The 20704-nt window shown below is 56.2% G+C and carries 18 protein-coding genes; 5 read left to right on the top strand and 13 right to left on the bottom strand.

Annotated features, from left to right (window positions below):
* Positions 1–33 precede the first annotated feature (33 nt).
* The 9 genes from recC to rppH all read right to left on the bottom strand — a co-directional run bounded on the left by recC (position 34) and on the right by rppH (position 9986).
* Positions 34–3408 carry an exodeoxyribonuclease V subunit gamma gene (gene recC, locus AB8846_RS07095; protein ID WP_370732388.1) on the bottom strand — a complete coding sequence of 1125 codons (3375 nt, stop codon included), beginning with the start codon at positions 3406–3408 and terminating at the stop codon, positions 34–36.
* Between the two features lie 12 nt (positions 3409–3420).
* On the bottom strand, positions 3421–3744 hold the full coding sequence (locus tag AB8846_RS07090; protein WP_370732387.1) for a prepilin-type N-terminal cleavage/methylation domain-containing protein: 324 nt from the start codon (positions 3742–3744) through the stop codon (positions 3421–3423).
* Entirely contained in the window at positions 3729–4130 is a 402-nt protein-coding gene (locus tag AB8846_RS07085; RefSeq protein WP_370732386.1) for a DUF2509 family protein, read from the bottom strand. The genes AB8846_RS07090 and AB8846_RS07085 overlap by 16 nt, the downstream gene beginning before the upstream one ends.
* Entirely contained in the window at positions 4127–4687 is a 561-nt protein-coding gene (locus AB8846_RS07080; protein WP_370732385.1) for a prepilin peptidase-dependent protein, read from the bottom strand. Before AB8846_RS07080 ends, AB8846_RS07085 begins: the two co-directional genes overlap by 4 nt.
* Positions 4681–5142 carry a prepilin peptidase-dependent protein gene (locus AB8846_RS07075; RefSeq protein ID WP_370732492.1) on the bottom strand — a complete coding sequence of 154 codons (462 nt, stop codon included), beginning with the start codon at positions 5140–5142 and terminating at the stop codon, positions 4681–4683. Before AB8846_RS07075 ends, AB8846_RS07080 begins: the two co-directional genes overlap by 7 nt.
* 184 nt (positions 5143–5326) lie before the next feature.
* Complete coding sequence (gene thyA, locus AB8846_RS07070; RefSeq protein WP_014885081.1) at positions 5327–6121, bottom strand: thymidylate synthase; 795 nt, start codon at positions 6119–6121, stop codon at positions 5327–5329.
* A 6-nt stretch (positions 6122–6127) separates the two neighbouring features.
* The gene (gene lgt / locus AB8846_RS07065) at positions 6128–7003 is read right to left on the bottom strand and encodes a prolipoprotein diacylglyceryl transferase (RefSeq protein WP_023309046.1); all 876 of its coding nucleotides are present in this window, start codon (positions 7001–7003) and stop codon (positions 6128–6130) included.
* Positions 7004–7196: 193 nt separating this feature from the next.
* Complete coding sequence (gene ptsP / locus AB8846_RS07060; protein ID WP_023309047.1) at positions 7197–9443, bottom strand: phosphoenolpyruvate--protein phosphotransferase; 2247 nt, start codon at positions 9441–9443, stop codon at positions 7197–7199.
* A gap of 12 nt (positions 9444–9455) precedes the next feature.
* The gene (gene rppH / locus AB8846_RS07055; protein ID WP_013098553.1) at positions 9456–9986 is read right to left on the bottom strand and encodes an RNA pyrophosphohydrolase; all 531 of its coding nucleotides are present in this window, start codon (positions 9984–9986) and stop codon (positions 9456–9458) included.
* A gap of 683 nt (positions 9987–10669) precedes the next feature.
* On the opposite strand from rppH, the gene mutH reads away from it, so the two are divergent.
* The 3 genes from mutH (at position 10670) to AB8846_RS07040 (ending at position 12881) form a co-directional block, all read left to right on the top strand.
* Positions 10670–11362, top strand: coding sequence for a DNA mismatch repair endonuclease MutH (gene mutH / locus AB8846_RS07050; RefSeq protein WP_370732383.1), 693 nt, complete (start codon positions 10670–10672; stop codon positions 11360–11362).
* 128 nt (positions 11363–11490) lie between these two features.
* The gene (locus AB8846_RS07045; RefSeq protein WP_008499668.1) at positions 11491–11709 is read left to right on the top strand and encodes a YgdI/YgdR family lipoprotein; all 219 of its coding nucleotides are present in this window, start codon (positions 11491–11493) and stop codon (positions 11707–11709) included.
* Between the two features lie 131 nt (positions 11710–11840).
* Positions 11841–12881 (top strand): NADP(H)-dependent aldo-keto reductase, encoded by a 1041-nt coding sequence (locus AB8846_RS07040; RefSeq protein WP_038417288.1) that lies wholly within the window; start codon positions 11841–11843, stop codon positions 12879–12881.
* Between the two features lie 93 nt (positions 12882–12974).
* Here the strand turns inward: AB8846_RS07040 and lplT are convergent, their stop codons facing one another.
* Together lplT and aas are read right to left on the bottom strand one after the other, a co-directional pair.
* On the bottom strand, positions 12975–14168 hold the full coding sequence (gene lplT / locus AB8846_RS07035; protein ID WP_370732382.1) for a lysophospholipid transporter LplT: 1194 nt from the start codon (positions 14166–14168) through the stop codon (positions 12975–12977).
* Positions 14161–16320, bottom strand: a complete 2160-nt coding sequence (gene aas / locus AB8846_RS07030) for a bifunctional acyl-ACP--phospholipid O-acyltransferase/long-chain-fatty-acid--ACP ligase (RefSeq protein WP_370732381.1) — start codon at positions 16318–16320, stop codon at positions 14161–14163. Before aas ends, lplT begins: the two co-directional genes overlap by 8 nt.
* Before the next feature lie 425 nt (positions 16321–16745).
* Between aas and galR the strand changes: the two genes are divergently transcribed.
* A complete protein-coding gene (gene galR / locus AB8846_RS07025; RefSeq protein WP_063144692.1) occupies positions 16746–17762 on the top strand; it encodes an HTH-type transcriptional regulator GalR in 1017 nt (338 codons plus the stop codon).
* Here galR and AB8846_RS07020 read toward each other — a convergent pair.
* Complete coding sequence (locus AB8846_RS07020; protein ID WP_370732380.1) at positions 17723–18208, bottom strand: GNAT family N-acetyltransferase; 486 nt, start codon at positions 18206–18208, stop codon at positions 17723–17725. The genes galR and AB8846_RS07020 overlap by 40 nt on opposite strands.
* A gap of 220 nt (positions 18209–18428) precedes the next feature.
* On the opposite strand from AB8846_RS07020, the gene AB8846_RS07015 reads away from it, so the two are divergent.
* Positions 18429–19466 carry a LacI family DNA-binding transcriptional regulator gene (locus tag AB8846_RS07015; protein WP_370732379.1) on the top strand — a complete coding sequence of 346 codons (1038 nt, stop codon included), beginning with the start codon at positions 18429–18431 and terminating at the stop codon, positions 19464–19466.
* Here AB8846_RS07015 and lysA read toward each other — a convergent pair.
* Positions 19436–20698, bottom strand: a complete 1263-nt coding sequence (lysA, locus tag AB8846_RS07010; RefSeq protein WP_370732378.1) for a diaminopimelate decarboxylase — start codon at positions 20696–20698, stop codon at positions 19436–19438. The two genes, AB8846_RS07015 and lysA, sit on opposite strands and share 31 nt — an antisense overlap.
* Positions 20699–20704: the final 6 nt, after the last annotated feature.

Here is a 20704-nt window from a genome sequence, read left to right as displayed (position 1 = left end):
AACACCCCATGCTGCGCAATTTTTATACAGCGCTCAGGACTGATTAAATTTAAACAACGGCAGCAGGTAGCGCTGCGCCTCTTCCGTGATAGCCTCGAAGTACTCTGGCTCAAGCGTTCGCCATAAGCGTTGATACCAGACATCTTCACCTTCGCCACGCACCATCATGTTACCTTCATAGGCCTGCAAAAATTTACTGCGTGCTTTCTGCAGCGAAGACTCATCCGTTAACATCGCATCATTCTGCGCGTCATAACAGGCTTTTATCCACGCACCGCCACTTTCCGGCAGTAACAGGAGCGGTTTGTTCATTCCCTGACGGTAGCCCTCAATGTACAAAGACAGATACCGTAACGCCTGTTCAGACTCCATCGGCGGGAAGCGCCATTCGCCCTCTTTGCGCACGAAAATCCGGCTTTCACCTTTATGACCACCCGCACTGTAGACAAGATGTTCCAGCCAGAGTTGCAACCCCTGTGAAACGCTCAGCATAGAGGGTCGCCAGCGCAGCAGCCCGTCCGGCTGAACCTGGGTTAACCAGCCCGTGAGCTCTACGCCATTGCAGTTGAGATCGATTTCAATACTTTTCCCCGGCTGCCGACACGCTCTCACCCGCTCTGCCAGGGCGGTCATCTCCTGACACTGCGCCTCCCAGACAATTTCCCCGAACGCCCCATAGGGCAACTGCCCTGCAGCACGGTAGCGACGGTATAGTTTGTCAGCATCTTCCTCTTCAACCAGCGCATTCAGCAGCTGGAGGTTTAGCTGATAGCGCTCCAGCCCTTCCAGCGTAAAAGGCTCGGCATCCGGAATTTCGCTCTCTTCAGAACGGAAGTTGACCTGCAATCGTTGCTGGAAGAAGGCCCGCACCGGATGCGCCCAAAACCGCTGAAGCTGTTCGAAAGTCAGGGTTTTAGTGGGCTGCGGGTCAAGCTCCTGAATAAAATCGGTATGTGCACTCCCCTCCTTTTTCGCCGCTGGTAGCCACTCCTGTGCATAGCTCTGGCGCTCGCTGACCGTGTAGTTCACCGGGTCAAACGGCATGCGGCTGTGGAAACAGGTGATATGGGCTTTAACCCTCTGCTCGCTTTCGTCGCAGTTGCGCTCTTCATCTCCCGGTAGATAGTGACTCTGGCCGATATAGTCCACCAGCTCCTGCACCAGAACGGAGGGGAAACGCTCGCTGTTATCCTGAATGGAACGGCCGATATAGCTGATATAGAGCTTATTCTGGGCAGAAATGAGCGCCTCAAGGAAGAGATAGCGGTCATCATCACGGCGGCTACGGTCGCCCCGCTTTGGATTTGCGCTCATCAAATCAAACCCCAGCGGTGCCAGCGCGCGCGGATAAACGCCGTCGTTCATGCCAAGCAGACAGACCACTTTAAATGGGATAGAACGCATTGGCATCAGGGTGCAGATATTGATGGGGCCCGCCAGGAAACGCTGGCTGATTCGCTCCTGGTCCAGCCGCTGCGTCAGCTCATCCCTCAACAGCGACAGCGGGATGGCCTCCTGATAGTGGGAATCCACGCCTTCGTCGATGATAGCCTGCCACTGCGTTTCAATGAGTGCCATCGCCGCTTCGGTGTCACCGTCTGGCAGGAAGAAATCACTAAGCAACGCCCTGCAAACCGGAAGCCACGCGTCAAGCGGACGCGGCTGCAGCAGCTCGTGTCGCCAGCGGTTAAGCTGCATCAGGAGTGACGCTAAATGCCCCACCAGTTCAGCAATTAACCCGCTGGACTCATCATAAGGCAGCACCTCGTTCCACTCGCCCTGGCTGCTCTCCATGGCATAGCCCAGCAGCATACGCGTCAGGCCAAATCGCCACGTGTGCTGCCCGGTTGGGGGAAGTTCGAACTCCTGAACGTTATCGTCATCGATCCCCCAGCGAACGCCAGACTCATTCACCCACTGGCGAAGGTAGCGTAGGCCCTCTTCATTGATGTTGAAGCGTGCAGCCAGCACGGGAACATCCAGTAACGCCAGGACATCTTCGGAGATAAAGCGGCTATCCGGCAGTGAAAGCAGAGTGATAAATGCCTGCAATGCCGGATGCGACTGGCGGGCGCGACGGTCAGAGATAGCGTAAGGCAGGTATCGCTCGCCCGTCGCACTGCCAAAGACGGCCTGAATAAAGGGACTGTAGCTGTCGATATCCGCCACCATCACCACGATATCGCGTGGCGTCAGTTCGGGATCGTCCTGCAGCATCGCCAGCAGCTGGTCGTGAAGCACTTCGACCTCACGCTGTGGGCTATGGCAAACATGGATCGTGATGCTGCGATCGTCAGCGTCCAGCTTCCGCTTGCTGTCGCTGCGTTCGAACTCGTTCGCCGTCACGCCCATCACGGCACGGTTTTCCAGATCCAGAATATCCAGCTGAATATGGTGAAGCAGGCTATCGGGGACAATCTCGACAAAGGCATCCACGTCGCCTTCACCTGATGAAGTGATGTCTGAAAGCATGTGAATGTAGTCACGCCCCAGCTTCCCCCATGAGGCAAGCAGCGGATTGGGCAGGTTCTGGATTCCCTCTTCATCGAAAAGCTGCCCGGCAGTCGAGCCGTCTTTGAATAGCGGAACGGAACGTTCTTCAAAAAGGCGCTTTCTTTGGCGGGTAACCAGCCGGGCAAGCCAACGTTCGTCGAGGATATCCCCCCAGTATTGTCGGCAGGGGTTGGTAAACAAAATATGGATATCAATATGCTTGCCCAGCGCATGCAACGCCTTCAGATAGACGGGGGGTAATGCGGATATCCCGCAGATAAAGACGCGTGACGGCAGTCGGGCCGGGCGTTCCGACGTATTTTCAAGTATCGAGATGAACCGATCGTACAGATTGGCACGGTGCCACTTCGGCTGGCCAAGTTTCTCAGTATGCTCTACCAGCGCTTTCCACAGCGGTGCCTGCCATATTTGCGCCTCCGGCAACCCTTCAATCAACTCGCCCGCTTCCCAACGAATTAACCAGTCAGAACGGTAAACAAGGTATTGGTCGTAGAGATCGGCGGTGCGCGACGCCAGCTGGAACAGCTTGCGCTTATCGGTATCGTCATTGAGGTAGTGGCGCAGCATGGCGAATTCATCGCGCTGCAGCATGTCCGGCAGCAGCGCCATCAGCTTCCAGCTCATGCTCTGCTTGTTGAAGGCGCTCTGCTCCGGTATGTCCGGCAACACGCGAACGAACATGTCCCAGATAAAGCTCGCGGGCAGCGGGAAATCAATGTTCGCGGCTATGCCAAATTTACGGGAAAGCGACATTTGCAGCCACTGTGCCATACCGGTGCTCTGCACCAGCACCATTTCGGGCTCAAAAGGATCGTCAAGCCGCTCGCGCTCAACGATAAACTCCATCAGTGCTTCCAGCACGTCCAGACGATTTGAGTGGTAGACCCTTAACATAGACGCTCCCGACTACTGGCTAACCGGGCAATGCAGACGCGTTATCTCACCGCGCCGCCCCAGAGGAGAAATAAGTGTAACCGTGATGCTGACACATCCTGCGTGCGTTGTCTGCCCCCGACTGGCCTGCCAGCCTGCGGGGAGAACATTTGTTAAGAGCTGAGACTGATTCCAGGCATGGTGCCAAAGCTGGCGATACTGGTTAAACACGCTAAACCGCGCCGCCAGCGCCCGGTGATAACCCGACAGAGCCGTCACGACGATTACCAGCAGCATCATCGCCAGCAGGACCTCCACCATGCTAAACCCTTTTTCTCTGCTCACGGCAGCTGACATAACGCGCTCTCCTTAAGGGGACAAAAATCACTCCAGCCGTGAGGCGAAAAGCGAACTTTCCCGTCGACAATCTCTCCCGCACGCCAGAGCAACAGGTCGCTGTCTCCGGCAATCAGTAACACACGCCCCTCACTCAAATGGCGCAAACACACTCGCCACGACAATGTGTTTTTGCACTGAACCTGTGGCTCTGACGACCAGCTCTGAACCCGTCCCCACTCAAGCGCGGACTGTACCGTCGCCTGCTGCTGAAGCGAGCGGCTCTCGCCGCCAACGAGCGCGCTAAACGTTGTAAGCTGCTGATTGAGCCCCGTGAGGATCAGGGTGCCGAGCACCAGTAAAAGCAGAACCAGCGCCAGCGAAGACATTCCGCGCTGACGGTTCACAGGTTGTACCCCGTGACCGTATACGAAGCCTCCCAGGGCTCCCCCTGCCCGCCTTTACGTATCGCGGCCAGTTCGATATTTACCTCTGGCGCAAAACCGGCATGTTCCACTTTCCTCACTACAAAATGCGCGATCGTAAGCCTGTCCGGGTCCGTGAGCTTTTCCCATCCTTTTCCTTCGCACGACGTCGCCCCACGCTGGGTTTCCAGCGCCCCCGATTCCAGACGAAAACCGGTGCTGTCATTTTCTGATACCGTGTTATCCCAGCTGCCGTTACTGTTGGCATCCCACCGCACGATGACGCAGCCTCCAAGCCTCGCTGTCACCAGCGCCTGTCCCTGACAGTTTCCCGCACAGTACCCCGCACGCTGAAGCTGCTTGCCCAGGGCAAACAGGTGTTGCCAGACCTCTTCCTCCAGCTCTCTCTGGCCGGATTGCACTAAGACCGCCCGCTGCAAGCCGGGTAAAAAACGCGATGCGCTTATCAGCAAAAGGCTGCTAATCGCCGTGGCAATCAGAACTTCAGTCAGTGAGAAACCGCGCTGCCTCATCAACATGAACCTCCCTCAGAAACCTTACACATCCTGATGCGTCCTCCATTTGAGACGATAATCAGCCATGCTCCTGCACGGCTTTGAACGCGTATCCGCCCCGCCCATGCCGTATCCCTTAATCCAAAGAACGCCAGCGACGGCGTGACCTCACTGACCTCGACCTCAGGCCAGAGCAGAATCAGTACAAAGGGACTGCCCTTCTCACAGCCCTGCACGGCAGAGCTCACCAGACAGTCCCGCCCCCCCACTTGCTGACGGGTAATTTGATGGTCGCGGTTGTGGCGGTTGGCATGGTTGCGCAAAAACAGCAGGTAATCTCGCACCTGGCTGGCGGTTTGCCACAGCCGCTGCTGCCGTTGCCAGCTGTCCCAGCCGTACAGGCCTGAGGCGCTGAGGATAACGACAAGCGAAACCGCGACCAGCGTTTCGATAAGCGTAAAACCGTTCTCTTTTTTCATACCGGGAGTGTGGCGAAGCGCCGTGAACATGACGAGCGACGGATCCTCTTTTTACGAGGCGTTATCCGGAGAATTGGGAGAGTTGCAGCGCGTTGCACGCTTTGTGGATAACGCCTCGGGAAATGGGATAAAGGCAAAAAAAAACCGGCGCTAAACAGCACCGGTTATGTCACGCTTTATCGCATCAGATAGCGACGGGCGCTTTAATGCCCGGATGCGGGTCGTAGCCCTCAATCTCGAAATCATCAAAGCGGTAGTCGAAGATTGATGCCGGTTTGCGTTTGATAATCAGCTTCGGCAGCGCACGCGGCTCGCGGGTCAGCTGGAGATGCGTCTGTTCCATATGGTTGCTGTAGAGATGGGTATCCCCACCGGTCCAGACAAAATCACCCACTTCCAGGTCGCACTGCTGCGCCATCATGTGGACCAACAGCGCATAGCTGGCAATGTTAAACGGCAGGCCGAGGAACACGTCACAGGAGCGCTGGTAGAGCTGACAGGAAAGCTTTCCATCCGCCACATAGAACTGGAAGAACGCGTGGCATGGTGCCAGCGCCATTTTATCCAGCTCGCCGACGTTCCAGGCGGAAACGATGATTCGGCGCGAATCCGGATCGTTTTTCAGCTGGTTCATCACGGTGGTGATCTGGTCAATATGGCGGCCATCAGGCGTTGGCCATGCGCGCCACTGCTTGCCGTAAACCGGGCCCAGGTTGCCGTTTTCATCTGCCCATTCGTCCCAGATTGAGACGTTATTTTCGTGCAGATACGCAACGTTGGTATCGCCTTGCAGGAACCAGAGCAGTTCATGAATGATCGAGCGCAGGTGGCAGCGCTTTGTCGTCACCAGCGGGAAGCCTTCTTGCAGATTGAAGCGCATCTGGTGGCCAAAAATGGAGAGCGTACCGGTACCGGTGCGGTCGTTTTTCGGCGTGCCCTCATCGAGCACTTTTTTCATCAATTCAAGATACTGTTTCATGGTTCCTCAGGAAATTTGTTGCTGTGGACGACGACGATACGCCCAAATCATCATAATGGCACCCGCGACAATCATCGGAATGGAGAGGATCTGCCCCATGCTGATGTACTGTACCCACTCGCCGGTAAACTGTGCGTCTGGCTGACGGAAGAACTCGACGATAATACGGAATGCGCCGTAGCCGATCAGGAACAGGCCGGAGACAGCGCCCATCGGACGCGGTTTGCGGATAAACAGGTTGAGGATGATAAACAGCACTACGCCTTCCAGCGCCAGCTCGTACAGCTGAGACATATGGCGCGGCAGCACGCCGTAGGTATCGAAGATGGACTGCCACTCCGGGTGTGATGGCAGCAGCGCGATATCTTCTGCGCGAGAGCCCGGGAAGAGCATCGTGTACGGCACGCTCGGATCGACGCGGCCCCACAGCTCACCGTTGATAAAGTTGCCCAGACGGCCAGCGCCGAGACCAAACGGGATCAGCGGTGCGATAAAATCTGAAACCTGGAAGAAGTTGCGTTTGGTCCGTTTGGCAAAAATCACCATTACCAGGATCACCCCAATCAGGCCGCCGTGGAAGGACATGCCGCCGTCCCAGACGCGGAACAGATAGAGAGGGTCATTCAGGAATACCGGGAAGTTATAGAACAGCACATACCCAATACGGCCACCGAGGAACACGCCGAGGAAGCCCGCATAAAGCAGGTTTTCAACTTCGTTTTTAGTCCAGCCGCTGCCCGGACGGCTGGCGCGACGGCCAGCGAGCCACATGGCAAAAATGAAGCCCACCAGGTACATCAGACCGTACCAGTGAAGCGAAACAGGTCCTACTGAGAAAATGACCGGATCAAATTCCGGAAAATGCAGATAACCACTGTTCATCTGTCACCACAAGATGTTGTTATTCCGCTGAAAGTGGACAGCGGTAGAAATGCGATTCTGCTGTAAGCAGAGGCTCCAAAGTTGCGAATCATAGCACAAGGCGGGCGCGGGGGATGCGCCAGAGATGTAAAAGATGTGTATAGGGTTTGATGCACGCTGGCGCCCTCACCCACAGGGAGAGGGCGAAAGACGATTAGCGGCCACCGCGGATCAGGCCGCCCATACCGCGTCGTTCCATAAACGCCGCGACCTGATGACGAACCTCAGCGGCCAACTGCGCGTCAAGGCTGCGTTCAGCCAGCTCGCGAGCATCATTGATGTCGATATGCCGCAGCAGGTATTTCACGCGGGCGACCGCGCGACCGTTCATCGACAGATGGCGGTATCCCAGACCAATCAGGATCGCAACACACATGGAATCCCCGGCCATTTCACCGCACAGGCGTAAATCAATGCCGTACTGTTCCGCTTCACGGGCAATCATCGCTAACGCGCGAATAATCGCCGGATGCAGGCTGTCGTAGATACTGGCGACGCGGGTATTGTTACGGTCAACGGCCAGGATATATTGCGTCAGGTCGTTCGTGCCGACAGAGATAAAATCAACACGGTTTGCCAGCTGCGGCAGCATAAAGACCATAGACGGCACTTCAAGCATCACCCCGATACGGGGTTTCGGGATCGCGTAGCCGATCATCTCTTCCACCTCACGGCCCGCACGTTCGATCAGTCGCCGGGACTCGTCGATCTCATCAATGCTGGTGACCATCGGCAGTAAGATGCTGAGATTGCCCGTCGCCGCGTTGGCGCGCAGCATCGCACGCACCTGGATCAGGAAAATCTCCGGCTGGTCGAGCGTAATGCGGATCCCACGCCAGCCCAGGCACGGGTTTTCTTCGCTGATCGGCATATAGGGCAGCTGTTTATCCGCCCCGACGTCCAGGGTTCGTAGGGTGACAGGTTTGTCGTTAAACATCTGCAGCATCCCCTGATACTGCGCCACCTGCTCCTCTTCCGAGGGGAAACCGCTCTGCAGCATAAACGGAATTTCAGTACGGTACAGGCCAATACCGTCGATGCGGCTGCCAAGCTTTTCCTCATGCTCAGGGCTTAAACCGGCGTTGAGCATGACTTTAATCCGCTCACCGCTCTTTAGCTGTGCGGGCAGGTTAACGTCATCTTCCGCCAGCTTGCTTAATTCATTCTCTTCGCTGATAAGACGCTGGTATTCCTGGAGCAGAACCGGCTCAGGATCGACCAGCAGCTCACCGCGATAGCCGTCAACCACCAGCGTACGGCGGTGCAGTACCGACGGCTGAATATCCGCCCCCATAACGGTAGGAATACCCAGTGCGCGCACCATAATGGCGGCGTGGGAGTTGGCGGCACCATCGCGCACCACCACACCGGCCAGCCTGTCCTGAGGCAGTTCAGCCAGCGTCGTTGCCGAGAGTTCATCGGCGACCAGAACAAACCGTTTTGGCCAGGCATTCGGCCCCTGAATGGTGTCATCAAGATGGAACAGCAGGCGCTGTCCCAGAGCGCGGAGATCTCCAGCCCGCTCTTTCAGATAACCGTCGGTCAGTGCCGCAAATTGGTCGGCAAATTTTTCGATGACCTTCTTAACCGCCCACTCCGCGACCGAGCCTTTATCCACTTCTGCAAACAGCTCACGACGCAGACGCGCATCGGAGAGCAGGTGCGAATAGAGGTCAAAGATGGCCGCCGTCTCTTTTTGTGCGCCTGCGGCAAAGCGCTTGCTGTAACGACGAAATTCATTCGCCGCCTCTTCCAGCGCGGCGGTAAGACGCTCGCGCTCAAGCGCTTCATCAAGCGTTGAGGCTTCGTAAACCTGCTCCATTAGCGGCAGCGTGGCGTCCATCCAGCCTTCCGCTATCGCGACGCCTGGCGAGGCAGGAAGGGCACGAATGCGCGTATGGCGATACTGACCAAAAAGCGCGGCAAGCTGGGACTGGGAGAGGATCGCCGCCATCTGCGTGGCCAGCGTGACGAGGAAAGACTCTTCGCTTTCATCGTACTGACGTAGCTCGCGCTGCTGGACAACCAGCACGCCAAGCAGCTGGCGACGCTGGATAATCGGCACGCCAAGGAAAGCGCGGAAGCGCTCTTCTTTTACGGAAGGGATGTATTTAAAGCTGGGGTGTTTTTGTGCGTCAGCAAGGTTGATGGGTTCAGCCAGCCGGCCAACCAGACCGACGATACCTTCATCAAATGCCAGCGTTACGGTGCGTCCACGTGGTTTTTTCAAACCACGGGTCGCCATCAGGTAATAGCAGCGCCGATCGTGGTCGGCCAGATACACCGAACAGACCTCGGTCTCCATCGCAAGACAGATGTCAGTGACCAGAATATTCAGCGCCTCGTTCAGACGCGGAGCACTGGCCACCTTCTCGACTATTTCTCGCAAGCGGGTGAGCATGATTTGCGTAGCTTAACCTCTTTTACGTCGCCATGCAGGTGCGCTCTGCGGCTTAGGCGGGATCTCCTGAAGCTGCATTACCACACTTGCAAACTCTTTCATCACCCTACGGTAAACATCGCGTTTAAATGACACGACCTGACGAACAGGATACCAATAGCTCACCCAGCGCCAGCCATCGAACTCCGGCGTACTGCTGGTTTGCATATTGATGTCTGAATCGTTGCCCACCAACTGCAACAGAAACCACTTCTGTTTCTGGCCGATACAAACCGGCTTTGTGTCCCAACGCACCAAACGTTTCGGTAACTTGTAACGCAACCAGTTGCGGGTCGAAGCCAGGATGCGAACATCTTTTCGGCTTAAACCGACCTCTTCAAAAAGCTCCCGGTACATCGCTTGTTCTGGGGACTCTCCTGGATTGATCCCGCCTTGCGGGAATTGCCAGGAGTGCTGACCATATCGCCGGGCCCACATTACCTGGCCCTGACGATTACAAATTACTATTCCTACGTTCGGGCGGTAGCCATCGTCATCAATCACCGGACTACCCCAAACTAAACCTTATATATGAATGATTGTTTCACACTACAGGGAGGCGGTAAACCACTCTCTTACAGGGCTGCAGCCTAATAACATTTGAATAACTCACAAATAAGTGCTGAGTTATAAACAGATGAGCGTCAGTGAAGGGAATTTTATTCACCTTTTCTGTGGATATAGTTGTGAAGAAGTGTCTGATTACCGATGAACAACCTCAAACAACACCGTGCCCCCTTTTTTACCGCAATTCAATAATGTAATTATTTTCATATAGTTAAATGCATTACCATGAACATAAAACAGAATAGCGTGACGATCGTCACATCAGGGATCGTCGTGCTGATGAAAGATCGAACAGCGTCGGTTTTATCCACAGATTGTGCCAATAAGTTAGTCACAATTTGTTTGAAAATTCGATTTTCATCGCACGTCAAGGCTGTAAATTGAAACAGTAGTCAGGGTTATGCCCAGTTATCCCATTTTTCTGTGGATAACATGGTGTAAGATCCTGTTCATTGTCAGTGACCAGATTTGAACAACCTGTTTTATGACACAGATGGAACGATTTTAAACCCATAAAAAAACCTATAAATCATAGACATGGAATATTGGTACAGAAATAGTTAAACTCTATCCACAGGGGACAATTTCTTCGTTCGTTTTTTAATCAAAAGGTTATCTTCATGCATCCGCTTACACCCTTGCTCTCACCGCCGTCCAGCGAGGGCCAGTTGCTCCAGCAGGCACAGCGACTGGCAGGCTTTTCGCTTGGCGAGCTGGCGGCAATGGCCGGGCTTCAGATCCCGAAGGATCTCAAGCGGGATAAAGGCTGGATCGGCATGCTGCTTGAGCTGTGGCTGGGCGCCAGCGCAGGGAGCAAACCCGAGCAGGATTTTGCAGCACTTGGCGTGGAGTTAAAAACCATCCCTGTAGACCGCCAGGGCAAGCCCCTTGAGACCACCTTCGTCTGCGTTGCGCCATTAACCGGCAACACCGGCGTGACGTGGGAAACCAGCCACGTTCGCCACAAGCTGAAGCGCGTGTTGTGGGTACCGGTTGAAGGTGAGCGTCAGATCCCCCTGGCTGAGCGTCGCGTTGGCGCGCCGCTGCTCTGGAGCCCGAACGAAGATGAAGAGCATCAGCTGCGGCTGGACTGGGAGGAGCTGATGGACATGATTGTGCTTGGGCAGGTAGAGCGCATCACCGCCCGACACGGAGAAGTATTACAACTGCGCCCGAAAGCGGCCAACAGTAAAGCGCTTACCGAGGCAATCGGCGCGCGGGGCGAGCCGATACTGACGTTGCCGCGCGGTTTTTATCTCAAAAAGAATTTCACCGGCGCACTCCTGGCACGTCATTTCCTGTTAAAAACATAGTTTTTTACTTATTTTGCGAGCTCTCAAACATAATCGACTGCTTTTTAAGATTTTACCGCTTCCTCAAGTCGCCATATCGGGTTAAAACTAGATTATGATTTGATACGCGCCAGATGAGGACGATAACGATGAAAAAATGGGCAGTGTTAGTTTCAGCAGTCGGTTTAGCGTTTGCCGTATCGGGCTGTAGCAGCGATTACGTTATGGCGACAAAAGACGGTCGAATGATCCTGACCGACGGCAAACCCGAAGTCGACGATGATACCGGTCTGGTCAGCTACCGCGACCAGGAAGGCAATAAAATGCAGATCAATCGCGACGAAGTATCGCAAATTATCGAGCGATAAACAAAGAGAGGTCAGTCGCTTGCTGGCCTTTTTGATTTTTTTCTTCCCCTTTTGCTTCCCCTCTGCCATGTTTATATTCCTTTGTCGGGCACGCCCTGACGCGGTCTATAAGTCTACTGAGGAAGCCGGCTATGCATTATCACCGTATCCCCCACAGCGCTCTGGAAATAAGCCAACTGGGGTTGGGCACGATGACATTTGGTGAACAAAACAGCGAAGCCGATGCCCATGCACAACTCGATTACGCGGTCAGCCAGGGGATTAACCTGATTGATGTCGCGGAGATGTACCCTGTTCCGCCACGTCCGGAAACGCAGGGGCTTACCGAAACCTACGTCGGTAACTGGCTGGCAAAACACGGCAACCGTGAAAAGCTGGTGATTGCCTCAAAAGTCAGCGGTCCCGCGCGCAACAACGATACCGGGATCCGCCCGAATCAGATCCTCGATCGCAAGAATATCCGCGCCGCACTGGACGCCAGCCTGAAGCGCCTGCAAACCGACTACCTCGACCTGTATCAGGTGCACTGGCCGCAGCGCCCAACCAACTGCTTTGGTAAGCTCGGCTACAGCTGGAATGAGAGCGCCCCCGCCGTAACGCTGCTGGAAACGCTGGAAGCGCTGACCGAGTGCCAGCGCGCGGGAAAAATTCGCTACATTGGCGTCTCTAACGAAACGGCCTTTGGCGTAATGCGCTATCTGCACCTTGCAGATAAACACGATCTGCCGCGTATCGTCACCATCCAGAACCCTTACAGCCTGCTTAACCGTAGCTATGAGGTGGGTCTGGCCGAAGTGACGCAATATGAAGAAGTGGAACTGCTCGCCTATTCCTGTCTCGGCTTTGGCACGCTGACGGGGAAATACCTGAACGGCGCGAAGCCGGCCGGGGCACGAAATACCCTCTTTAGCCGCTTTACCCGCTACAGCGGCGAGCAGACGCAGAAAGCCGTTGCAGCCTATGTGGATATCGCAAAGCGTCACGGTCTTGACCCTGCGCAGATGGCGCTGGCCTTCGTGCGTCGTCAGCCGTTTGTTGCCAGCACCCTGCTGGGCGCGACCACGATGGAACAGCTGAAAACCAATATTGAGAGTTTCCATCTGAACCTGAGTGAAGAGGTGTTAGCGGAGATTGAAGCGGTGCATCAGGTATACACATACCCTGCACCGTAATAAAAGCAAAACGGCAACGCGCGTTGCCGTTTTTAGGGTTTGCTCCCTCTCCCTGTGGGAGAGGGCCGGGGTGAGGGCATCAGGCCACACTTATCAACGCCGACGCTGCCAGATCCATAATCCCGCAATCGCCAGCGCAAACAGCCCACCAAACCCTACGCCAATCCCCACCACCGGCACACCCACTTTTACCGCCAGCGAGTAGAGCCCCAGCATTATCAGCATCGCCAGGTTTTCGCCCAGGTTTTGTACGGCGATGGCATTCCCGGCCCCGACGGTCTGTTTGCCACGCTCCTGCAGCAACGCGTTCAGCGGCACCACGAAGAAACCGCCCAGAATACCAATCAGAATGAGGAGGACATACGCAGGCAATAATGCATGTTGCAGCGAGAAAATCAGCACCACGACGCCAATCAGGATCCCTGCGGGCATGCAGCGTGCTACCGTCTCGAGCGTCACCAGCTTCGCTGCCGCGCCGGCCCCCACCACAATGCCGATGGCCACCATCGCATTCAGATAGGTCGGCGTCGCGTTGTCAGTAATCCCCAGCGCCACGGGCACCCACAGCACCAGCAGGAAGCGCAGCGTGACGCCCGCTCCCCAGAACATACTGGTTCCCATCAGGGAGAAACGCGTTTCACCGTTACGCCAAAGCACGCGACAGGCGGTAAAGAAACTGCCGGTCATCGGCTTAAAGCGCCAGGATTGCCCCGGGCGAGCCACCGGCAGTTTGGGAATAAACAGGTTCGCCACGACCGCGCCGCCATACACCGCCGCGCATACGCCCAGTGCCGCCAGGACATGCCAGTCGGCCAGTACGCCGCCCGCAACGGATCCGAGCAGGATAGCCGCAATGGTTGACGACTCCATCAGGCCGTTGGCTTTCACCAGCTTATCGCCCGTGGTCAGCTCTCCGAGAATGCCATACTTCGCCGGGGAGTAGGCGGCAGCGCCAATGCCCACCAGCGTGTAGCCAATAAACGGATTGAAGCCAAAGCAAATGCTGGCGGCACCCAGCAGCTTGAGACCGTTCGCAAACATCATCACCCGGCCTTTGGGGAAACTGTCCGCCACCTGCCCTACGAACGGAGCAAAGATAATGTAAGCGCCCACAAACACCATCTGCAGGATCGGCTGGCTCCAGTCGGGGTAAAACTCGGCTTTCAGCAGCGCCAGAGTGGCAAACAGCAGCGCGTTATCACCGAACGCAGAGAGAAACTGTGCGGCGATGACGGCCATCATGCCTTTCGACCTGAGCGATGTGTTAGTGTGTACTGACTCACGCATTTTGCTGTTCCGCCTCTTCTACCATACCTTTCAGGGTCACGAAATCGGGCTTCCCGCTACCCAGCACCGGGAGCTGCTTCAGGAAGCGAATATCGCGCGGCACGGCCAGTTCAGGGATACCGTGTTCACGCGCGTGGCTCAGTAACCTGTCGCGCTTAAGCTCAGCGTCGGTCGTAAACAGCACCAGCGCCTCGCCTTTGCTGGCATCGCTCTTCACCACCGTCGCATGCATCTTGTCCGCGGACACGGCCGTCGCCAGCTGCTCAACCATTTCCAGAGAGACCATTTCACCGGCGATTTTGGCGAAGCGTTTCGCGCGTCCCTGAATCTGTACAAAGCCTTGTTCATCAAAACGGACAATATCACCGGTGTCGTACCAGCCGGTTTCAACCTCGCCGTTGACGTTTTCCGCCGTCGGCACCTCCAGCACGCCTGGGTTTTCCACGCGCAGGTAACCGTTCATCACGTTTGGCCCTTTCAGCTGCAGACGGCCACCGTCCTCAATGCCCGGCACGGCCAGCAGACGCGCATCCATTCCCGGCAGAATTCGGCCCACCGTCCCCGGCTTCGCCGCCATCGGTACGTTAATCGAGACCACGGGAGCACACTCGGTAACGCCATAACCTTCGAGAATGCGCAGACCGAACTTGTCCTGCCAAATCTGCCGCGTGCTCTCCTGCAGTTTTTCCGCACCGGCCACCACATACCGCACGCGATAGAAGTCATACGGATTGGCGAAACGCGCATAGTGGCCCAGGAAGGTCGAGGTGCCGAACAGGACGGTGCAGTTACGGTCATACACCAGCTCCGGCACAATGCGGTAATGCAGCGGGCTTGGATAGAGGAACACTTCTGCGCCGGTCAGCAGCGGCGTAAACAGCCCCACCGTCAGGCCAAAGGAGTGGAACAGCGGCAGCGCCGACATAAAACGGTCATCCGCGGTAAAGTCGGCAATGCTTTTAATCTGCTCAACGTTCGCCAGAATGCTCTTGTGGCTGTGGACGACGCCTTTCGGGTTGCCCTCCGATCCCGACGTGAAGAGGATAATCGCATCATCTTCCGGCTGCTGTTTGACCTGCGCCAGACGCGGCATCAGCAGGTGAGCAAAAATCCACAGCTTGTCGCCGGTGGTCACGTCCGCTTTCAGATCTTCCAGGAAGACCCAGCGTACCTGGGTGAGCTGCTCGGGAAGATGCCACAGCTTGCCTTTGTCCAGGAACTGACGAGAGGTAAAGACGGTATTAATCTGGGCTGCGGTGATGGCGCTGGTCAGCCCTTTCACCCCCGCCGTGTAGTTCATCATTGCCGGGATGCGCCCCCGGGAAACCGCACCAAAAATCACCGCCGCGCTGATGCCTGCGTTAGGCAGCATCAGGCCAATCTTTTCGCCCTTCTTGCTGTACTTCTCCAGAATGCGGCCCACAAACAGGGTCTTGGTCAACAGCTTGCGATAGGTATCCGGGGTAAAGTTGATGTCTTCGATGCAGTTTTTCTTCGCGCCATAGCGGTGCTGCGCGGAAAGTAGAGATTCGTACAGCGTTTCGCGCGGGCGCACGGCCATGCGCGCTTCCATCATAATCTGGTGCAGCATTTCCCCGGCGATTTTACGGCGATCGCGGGCACGCGGTGCGTCGGGCATCGGTAGCGACGTTGGCGGCAGAATATGCAGCGTGATTTTTGGGAACAGACGCTGCTTCACCAGCCCCTTCAGGCGGCTGAAATGGCTCAGCTCTGCGCCTTCAATGCGCAGCGGCACCACGGTCGCTTTTGACTTCGCCGCGACAAACCCCGCGCCGTCGTAGATTTTCATCAGCGAACCGGTCACTGAAATCCGCCCTTCCGGGAAAATGACCACCGGACGCCCCTGCTCGACCAGACGCACCAGATGCTTAATCATCATCGGCTTTGTCGGGTCGAGCGGCACAAAATCAATCAGCGGCGTGAGCCAGCGCATGTACCACTGCTGGCTAATGGAGGTATAGACCGCAAACACCGGGCGCACGGGCAGAAACAGCGCCAGCAGGATGCCATCTATAAAGGAAACATGATTTGGTGTGATAAGAACGCGTTCGCCGCGAAGCGCCTGGGCATCGCCAGTAACGCGGATGCGAAAGAGAATACGGAATAGTGTACGAAAGAACCCAAATAGCATCTCAACTCCCTTTGCCAGCCAGTGTGGAGGGTTGATAGTAAATGGTGGCAGATTACACGAGAAGTGATATGGGAGCGACAGCAAAAGTGGAGGCGAAAAAAAACCTGCGCATCCGCGCAGGTTGGTGCAAGAGATGAGTACGAAACCGTACTAAGAATTCTCACCAATCAATACCTCTGGGATCTCAACTGTATCAACCTCTTTAACGTCCTCGCTATCGGACAATCGCAACAGCCTGAGGCAAAGTGTAACCAAAGGTTCAGAATGACATTTTTCAGACACGACTGCGCGTGTAACGATTACACTACCAGGGTTGTGCTGCGTCACGTTTGTGGAGAGCGGAAATCCGCTCCCCTTGAATGCGCGCCGCTTTTCCGCAACACTATTTGGTGTGTAAACGCTTACCCCCAATAAGAAGGTAATGAATGGCGACAATAAAGGATGTGGCCCGTCTGGCAGGTGTGTCGGTGGCAACCGTCTCCCGCGTGATTAACGACTCACCGAAAGCCAGTGACGCATCACGCCAGGCGGTACAAAACGCCATGGAATCCCTGAACTATCATCCCAATGCCAATGCCCGCGCGCTCGCCCAGCAGTCCACAGAAACCATTGGTCTGGTGGTAGGCGATGTCTCCGATCCCTTTTTCGGCGCGATGGTGAAAGCCGTTGAACAGGTTTCTTATCAGACAGGTAATTTTTTGCTGATCGGCAATGGCTATCATAATGAGCTAAAAGAACGCCAGGCCATTGAGCAGCTGATCCGCCACCGCTGCGCGGCGCTGGTGGTTCACGCCAAAATGATCCCGGATGCCGAACTGATTCATCTGATGAAGCAGATCCCCGGAATGGTCATTATCAACCGCATTATTCCCGGGTTTGAAAAACGCTGCGTGGCGCTCGACGACCGCTACGGCGCGTGGCTTGCGACCCGTCATCTGATTCAACAGGGCCACACCCGGATTGGCTATCTCTGCTCAAATCACCCGATTTCTGATGCAGAAGACCGCCTGCAGGGCTACTACGATGCCCTGCGCGAAAACGGACTGCCGTGTAACGATCGCCTGGTTGCCTACGGTGAACCGGATGAGAGCGGCGGTGAGCAGGCCATGACCGAGCTGCTGGGTCGCGGACGGAATTTCACGGCGGTTGCCAGCTATAACGACTCTATGGCCGCTGGGGCAATGGGGGTGTTGAATGACAACGGGATTGAGGTACCGGCAGAAATTTCGCTGATTGGCTTCGATGACGTGCTGGTCTCTCGCTACGTGCGCCCGCGTCTGACCACCGTGCGCTACCCGATTATCACCATGGCCACGCAGGCCGCCGAGCTGGCGTTAGCGCTGGCTGAACAGCGCCAGCCGCCGGATATTACGCATCTGTTTAGCCCGACGCTGGTTCGCCGTCACTCCGTTGCCTCACCTGCGGAAGCGCAGAGCGAATAGCGGTAGAGGTGAACCCGCGTGTTGGGGTATTCCAGCCCATCACCGATATACTGCCAGCCGTAACGTTCGTAAAAGTCGCGGCAGGCAGACCAGAGGTGCAGTTCTTCATATCCCGCCTGTGCCGCCCAGGTAATAACGTGCTGCTGTAACCGTCCTGCCAGCCCCTTACCTCGCGCCGCGTCGTCGACGTAGAGCGCCGCCAGCCACGGAAAGAGATCCTGACGGGTGATCAAATCGCAGCGCCAGAGCCCTACCGTACCAAGAAGCTGTTCGTCTTCTACGGCGATAAAAGTCAGCGGTAATGCTCCCGGCGTCTGGCTGTGCTCAACGATGCTGTGGAAAAATTCCCGAGGGAGCCCTTCGCCAAAGGCCTGACAGAGCCAGTCGGTGACCTGCTCCGCATAGTGCGGTGCCTGGTAAAGCGGGAGAATGACACTCTTTTTCACGTTTCACCTGCGTTTTCTCATGTATCTGCTGGCCTGTAGCTCCGGCCCGGTTCGGCGATTATTTTACCAGACTCAGACTATTTAGTTTTACTTCAGGCAGGCCAGACGCATCGTTACTAAAAAGCGTGATCGTGGCGGAGTTTTTGCGCTTCCCGCATCGCTTATACGCCCTGAGGTCTGTGTTAAACTGCAGACCATTACGTGGAAGCAGGAATGTAGAATGGCAACAATGCTGGATGTCTCACTGCGTGCGGGCGTGTCGAAGGCTACCGTCTCGCGCGTGCTGAACGGCACAGGTCAGGTTAAAGAGAGTACGCGTCAGCAGGTGTTTGCGGCGATGGAAGAGCTGGGCTATCGCCCGAACTTTCTCGCGCGTTCACTGGCTAACCAGACCAGCAACAGCATTGGTCTGGTCGTCTCCACCTTCGACGGCTTTTACTTTGGCCGCCTTCTCCAGCAGGCGTCGCGGCAGACCGAAACCCACGGGAAACAGCTGATCGTCACCGATGGTCACGACGCGCCGGAACAGGAAGAACAGGCGGTACAGATGCTGGCCGATCGCCAGTGCGATGCCATCGTGCTTTACACGCGCTATATGAGCGAGAAAGCGATCGTCAAACTGATGGACACCGTGAAAACGCCGCTGGTGGTCATTAACCGTGAAGTGAGCCAGGCGCCGGATCGCTGCGTGTTCTTCGAACAGCAGGATGCGGCGTTTAAGGCCGTGGATTACCTGATCGGCCAGGGACACCGGGAGATCGCCTGTATCACCGTGCCGATCCATACCCCAACCGGGAAAGCGAGGCTGATGGGCTATCGCAAGGCGCTGGAAAAGCACGGCATCCGCCTGGACGAACGTCGGATAAAGTACGGCGATGCGGGAATGACGCGGGGATACGAGCTGTGCAAGGAGCTGATTGCCGACGGCGTGCCGTTTAGCGCCCTGTTTGCCTGTAACGACGATATGGCGCTGGGTGCGTCCAAAGCGTTACACCAGGCGGGGCTTAAAATTCCGCAGGATATTTCGCTGTTCGGCTTTGACGATGCCCCAAGCGCGAAATGGCTGGAGCCTGCGCTCTCGTCGGTTTATCTGCCCATCGACAATATGATTGTCACGGCCATCGATCAGGCGATCCGGCTGGCAAAAAACCAGCCGGTCGATGCCATCCCGCCGTTTACCGGCACGCTGGTCTTACGCGATTCGGTCACGACGGGGCCGTACTTTAATCAGATGAGTTCTAAAGCCAGCAGTTCCTGAATGGTCTGGCGACGACGGATCAGCCGTGCCTTGCCGTTATCAAACAGCACTTCCGGCAGCAGCGGGCGGCTGTTGTAGTTAGATGACATCGACGCCCCGTAGGCACCGGTATCATGCAGCACAAGATAATCACCCGGTTTGACCTCTGGCAGCGCGCGAGTCTCCACTTTGCCGCCTTCCTGCTGAGTGAACACGTCACCCGATTCGCACAGCGGCCCTGCAACGACCGTCTCAACCCGCGGCGCCTGCGTTAAATCGCGGCCGTCGGCAGCCAGGGCGGTAATGTGGTGATAGCTGCCATACATGGACGGACGCATCAGATCGTTAAAGCCTGCGTCAATCAATACGAAGTGCCGAGACCCCATCTCTTTCACGCTGCGCACCTGTGAAACCAGCACACCGGCTTCCGCCACCAGGAAACGACCCGGCTCAATTTCCAGCTTCACCGCGTGACCAAGATGCGCGGCAATTTGATCGCGCGCGGCGCTCCACAGACCGTAATAGTGATCGGTATCGATCGCCTCTTCCCCTTCGCGATAGGGAATGGATAGACCGCCACCGGCAGAGATCGCCTCCAGATCCTGACCGAAGTCGACAACCTGGCGCACCATCGCGCCGCACACCTGCTCCAGGTGGCCGTAATCGACGCCAGAGCCAATGTGCATATGAATACCCACCAGCTTCAGATTGTAGCGCTGTAATACTTCCAGCGCGGCAGGCATATCGGCATACCAGATCCCGTGCTTGCTGTTTTCGCCGCCGGTATTGGTTTTTTGGCTGTGCCCATGACCAAAGCCCGGATTCACCCGCAGCCAGACGCGATGGCCGGGAGAAACCTGACCCAGCTGCTCCAGCATATCCACAGAACCGGCATTTACCGGGATCTTCAGTTCGTGGACGCGCGCAAGCGTCGCATCGTCGATCACATCGGCGGTAAAGACGATCGCGTCGCCGTCAGCTTTCGGATCGAATCCCGCCGCCAGCGCGCGCTCGATTTCGCCCAGTGAGACGGAGTCGACCTTCACGCCCTGCTCACGCATCAGGCGCAGAATATGGATATTAGAGCAGGCCTTCTGGGCAAAACGCACCACGTCAAACTGATGCAGGGCGGCGATCTTCTCGCGAACGATCTGCGCGTCGTAGACCCACACCGGGCAGCCAAACTCGGCGGGCAGGCGCAGCAGGTTGTCGGCGTTCAAATCGGTATCAGTCTGGTTCAGCGGGCGTGGCATGGTCTT

This window comes from Enterobacter sp. KB-221C9 (assembly GCF_041320715.1).
Lineage (GTDB): Bacteria > Pseudomonadota > Gammaproteobacteria > Enterobacterales > Enterobacteriaceae > Enterobacter > Enterobacter asburiae_D.
The sequence above is the reverse complement of the archived record's forward strand: the minus strand, read 5'-3'. Positions and strand labels throughout refer to the sequence as shown.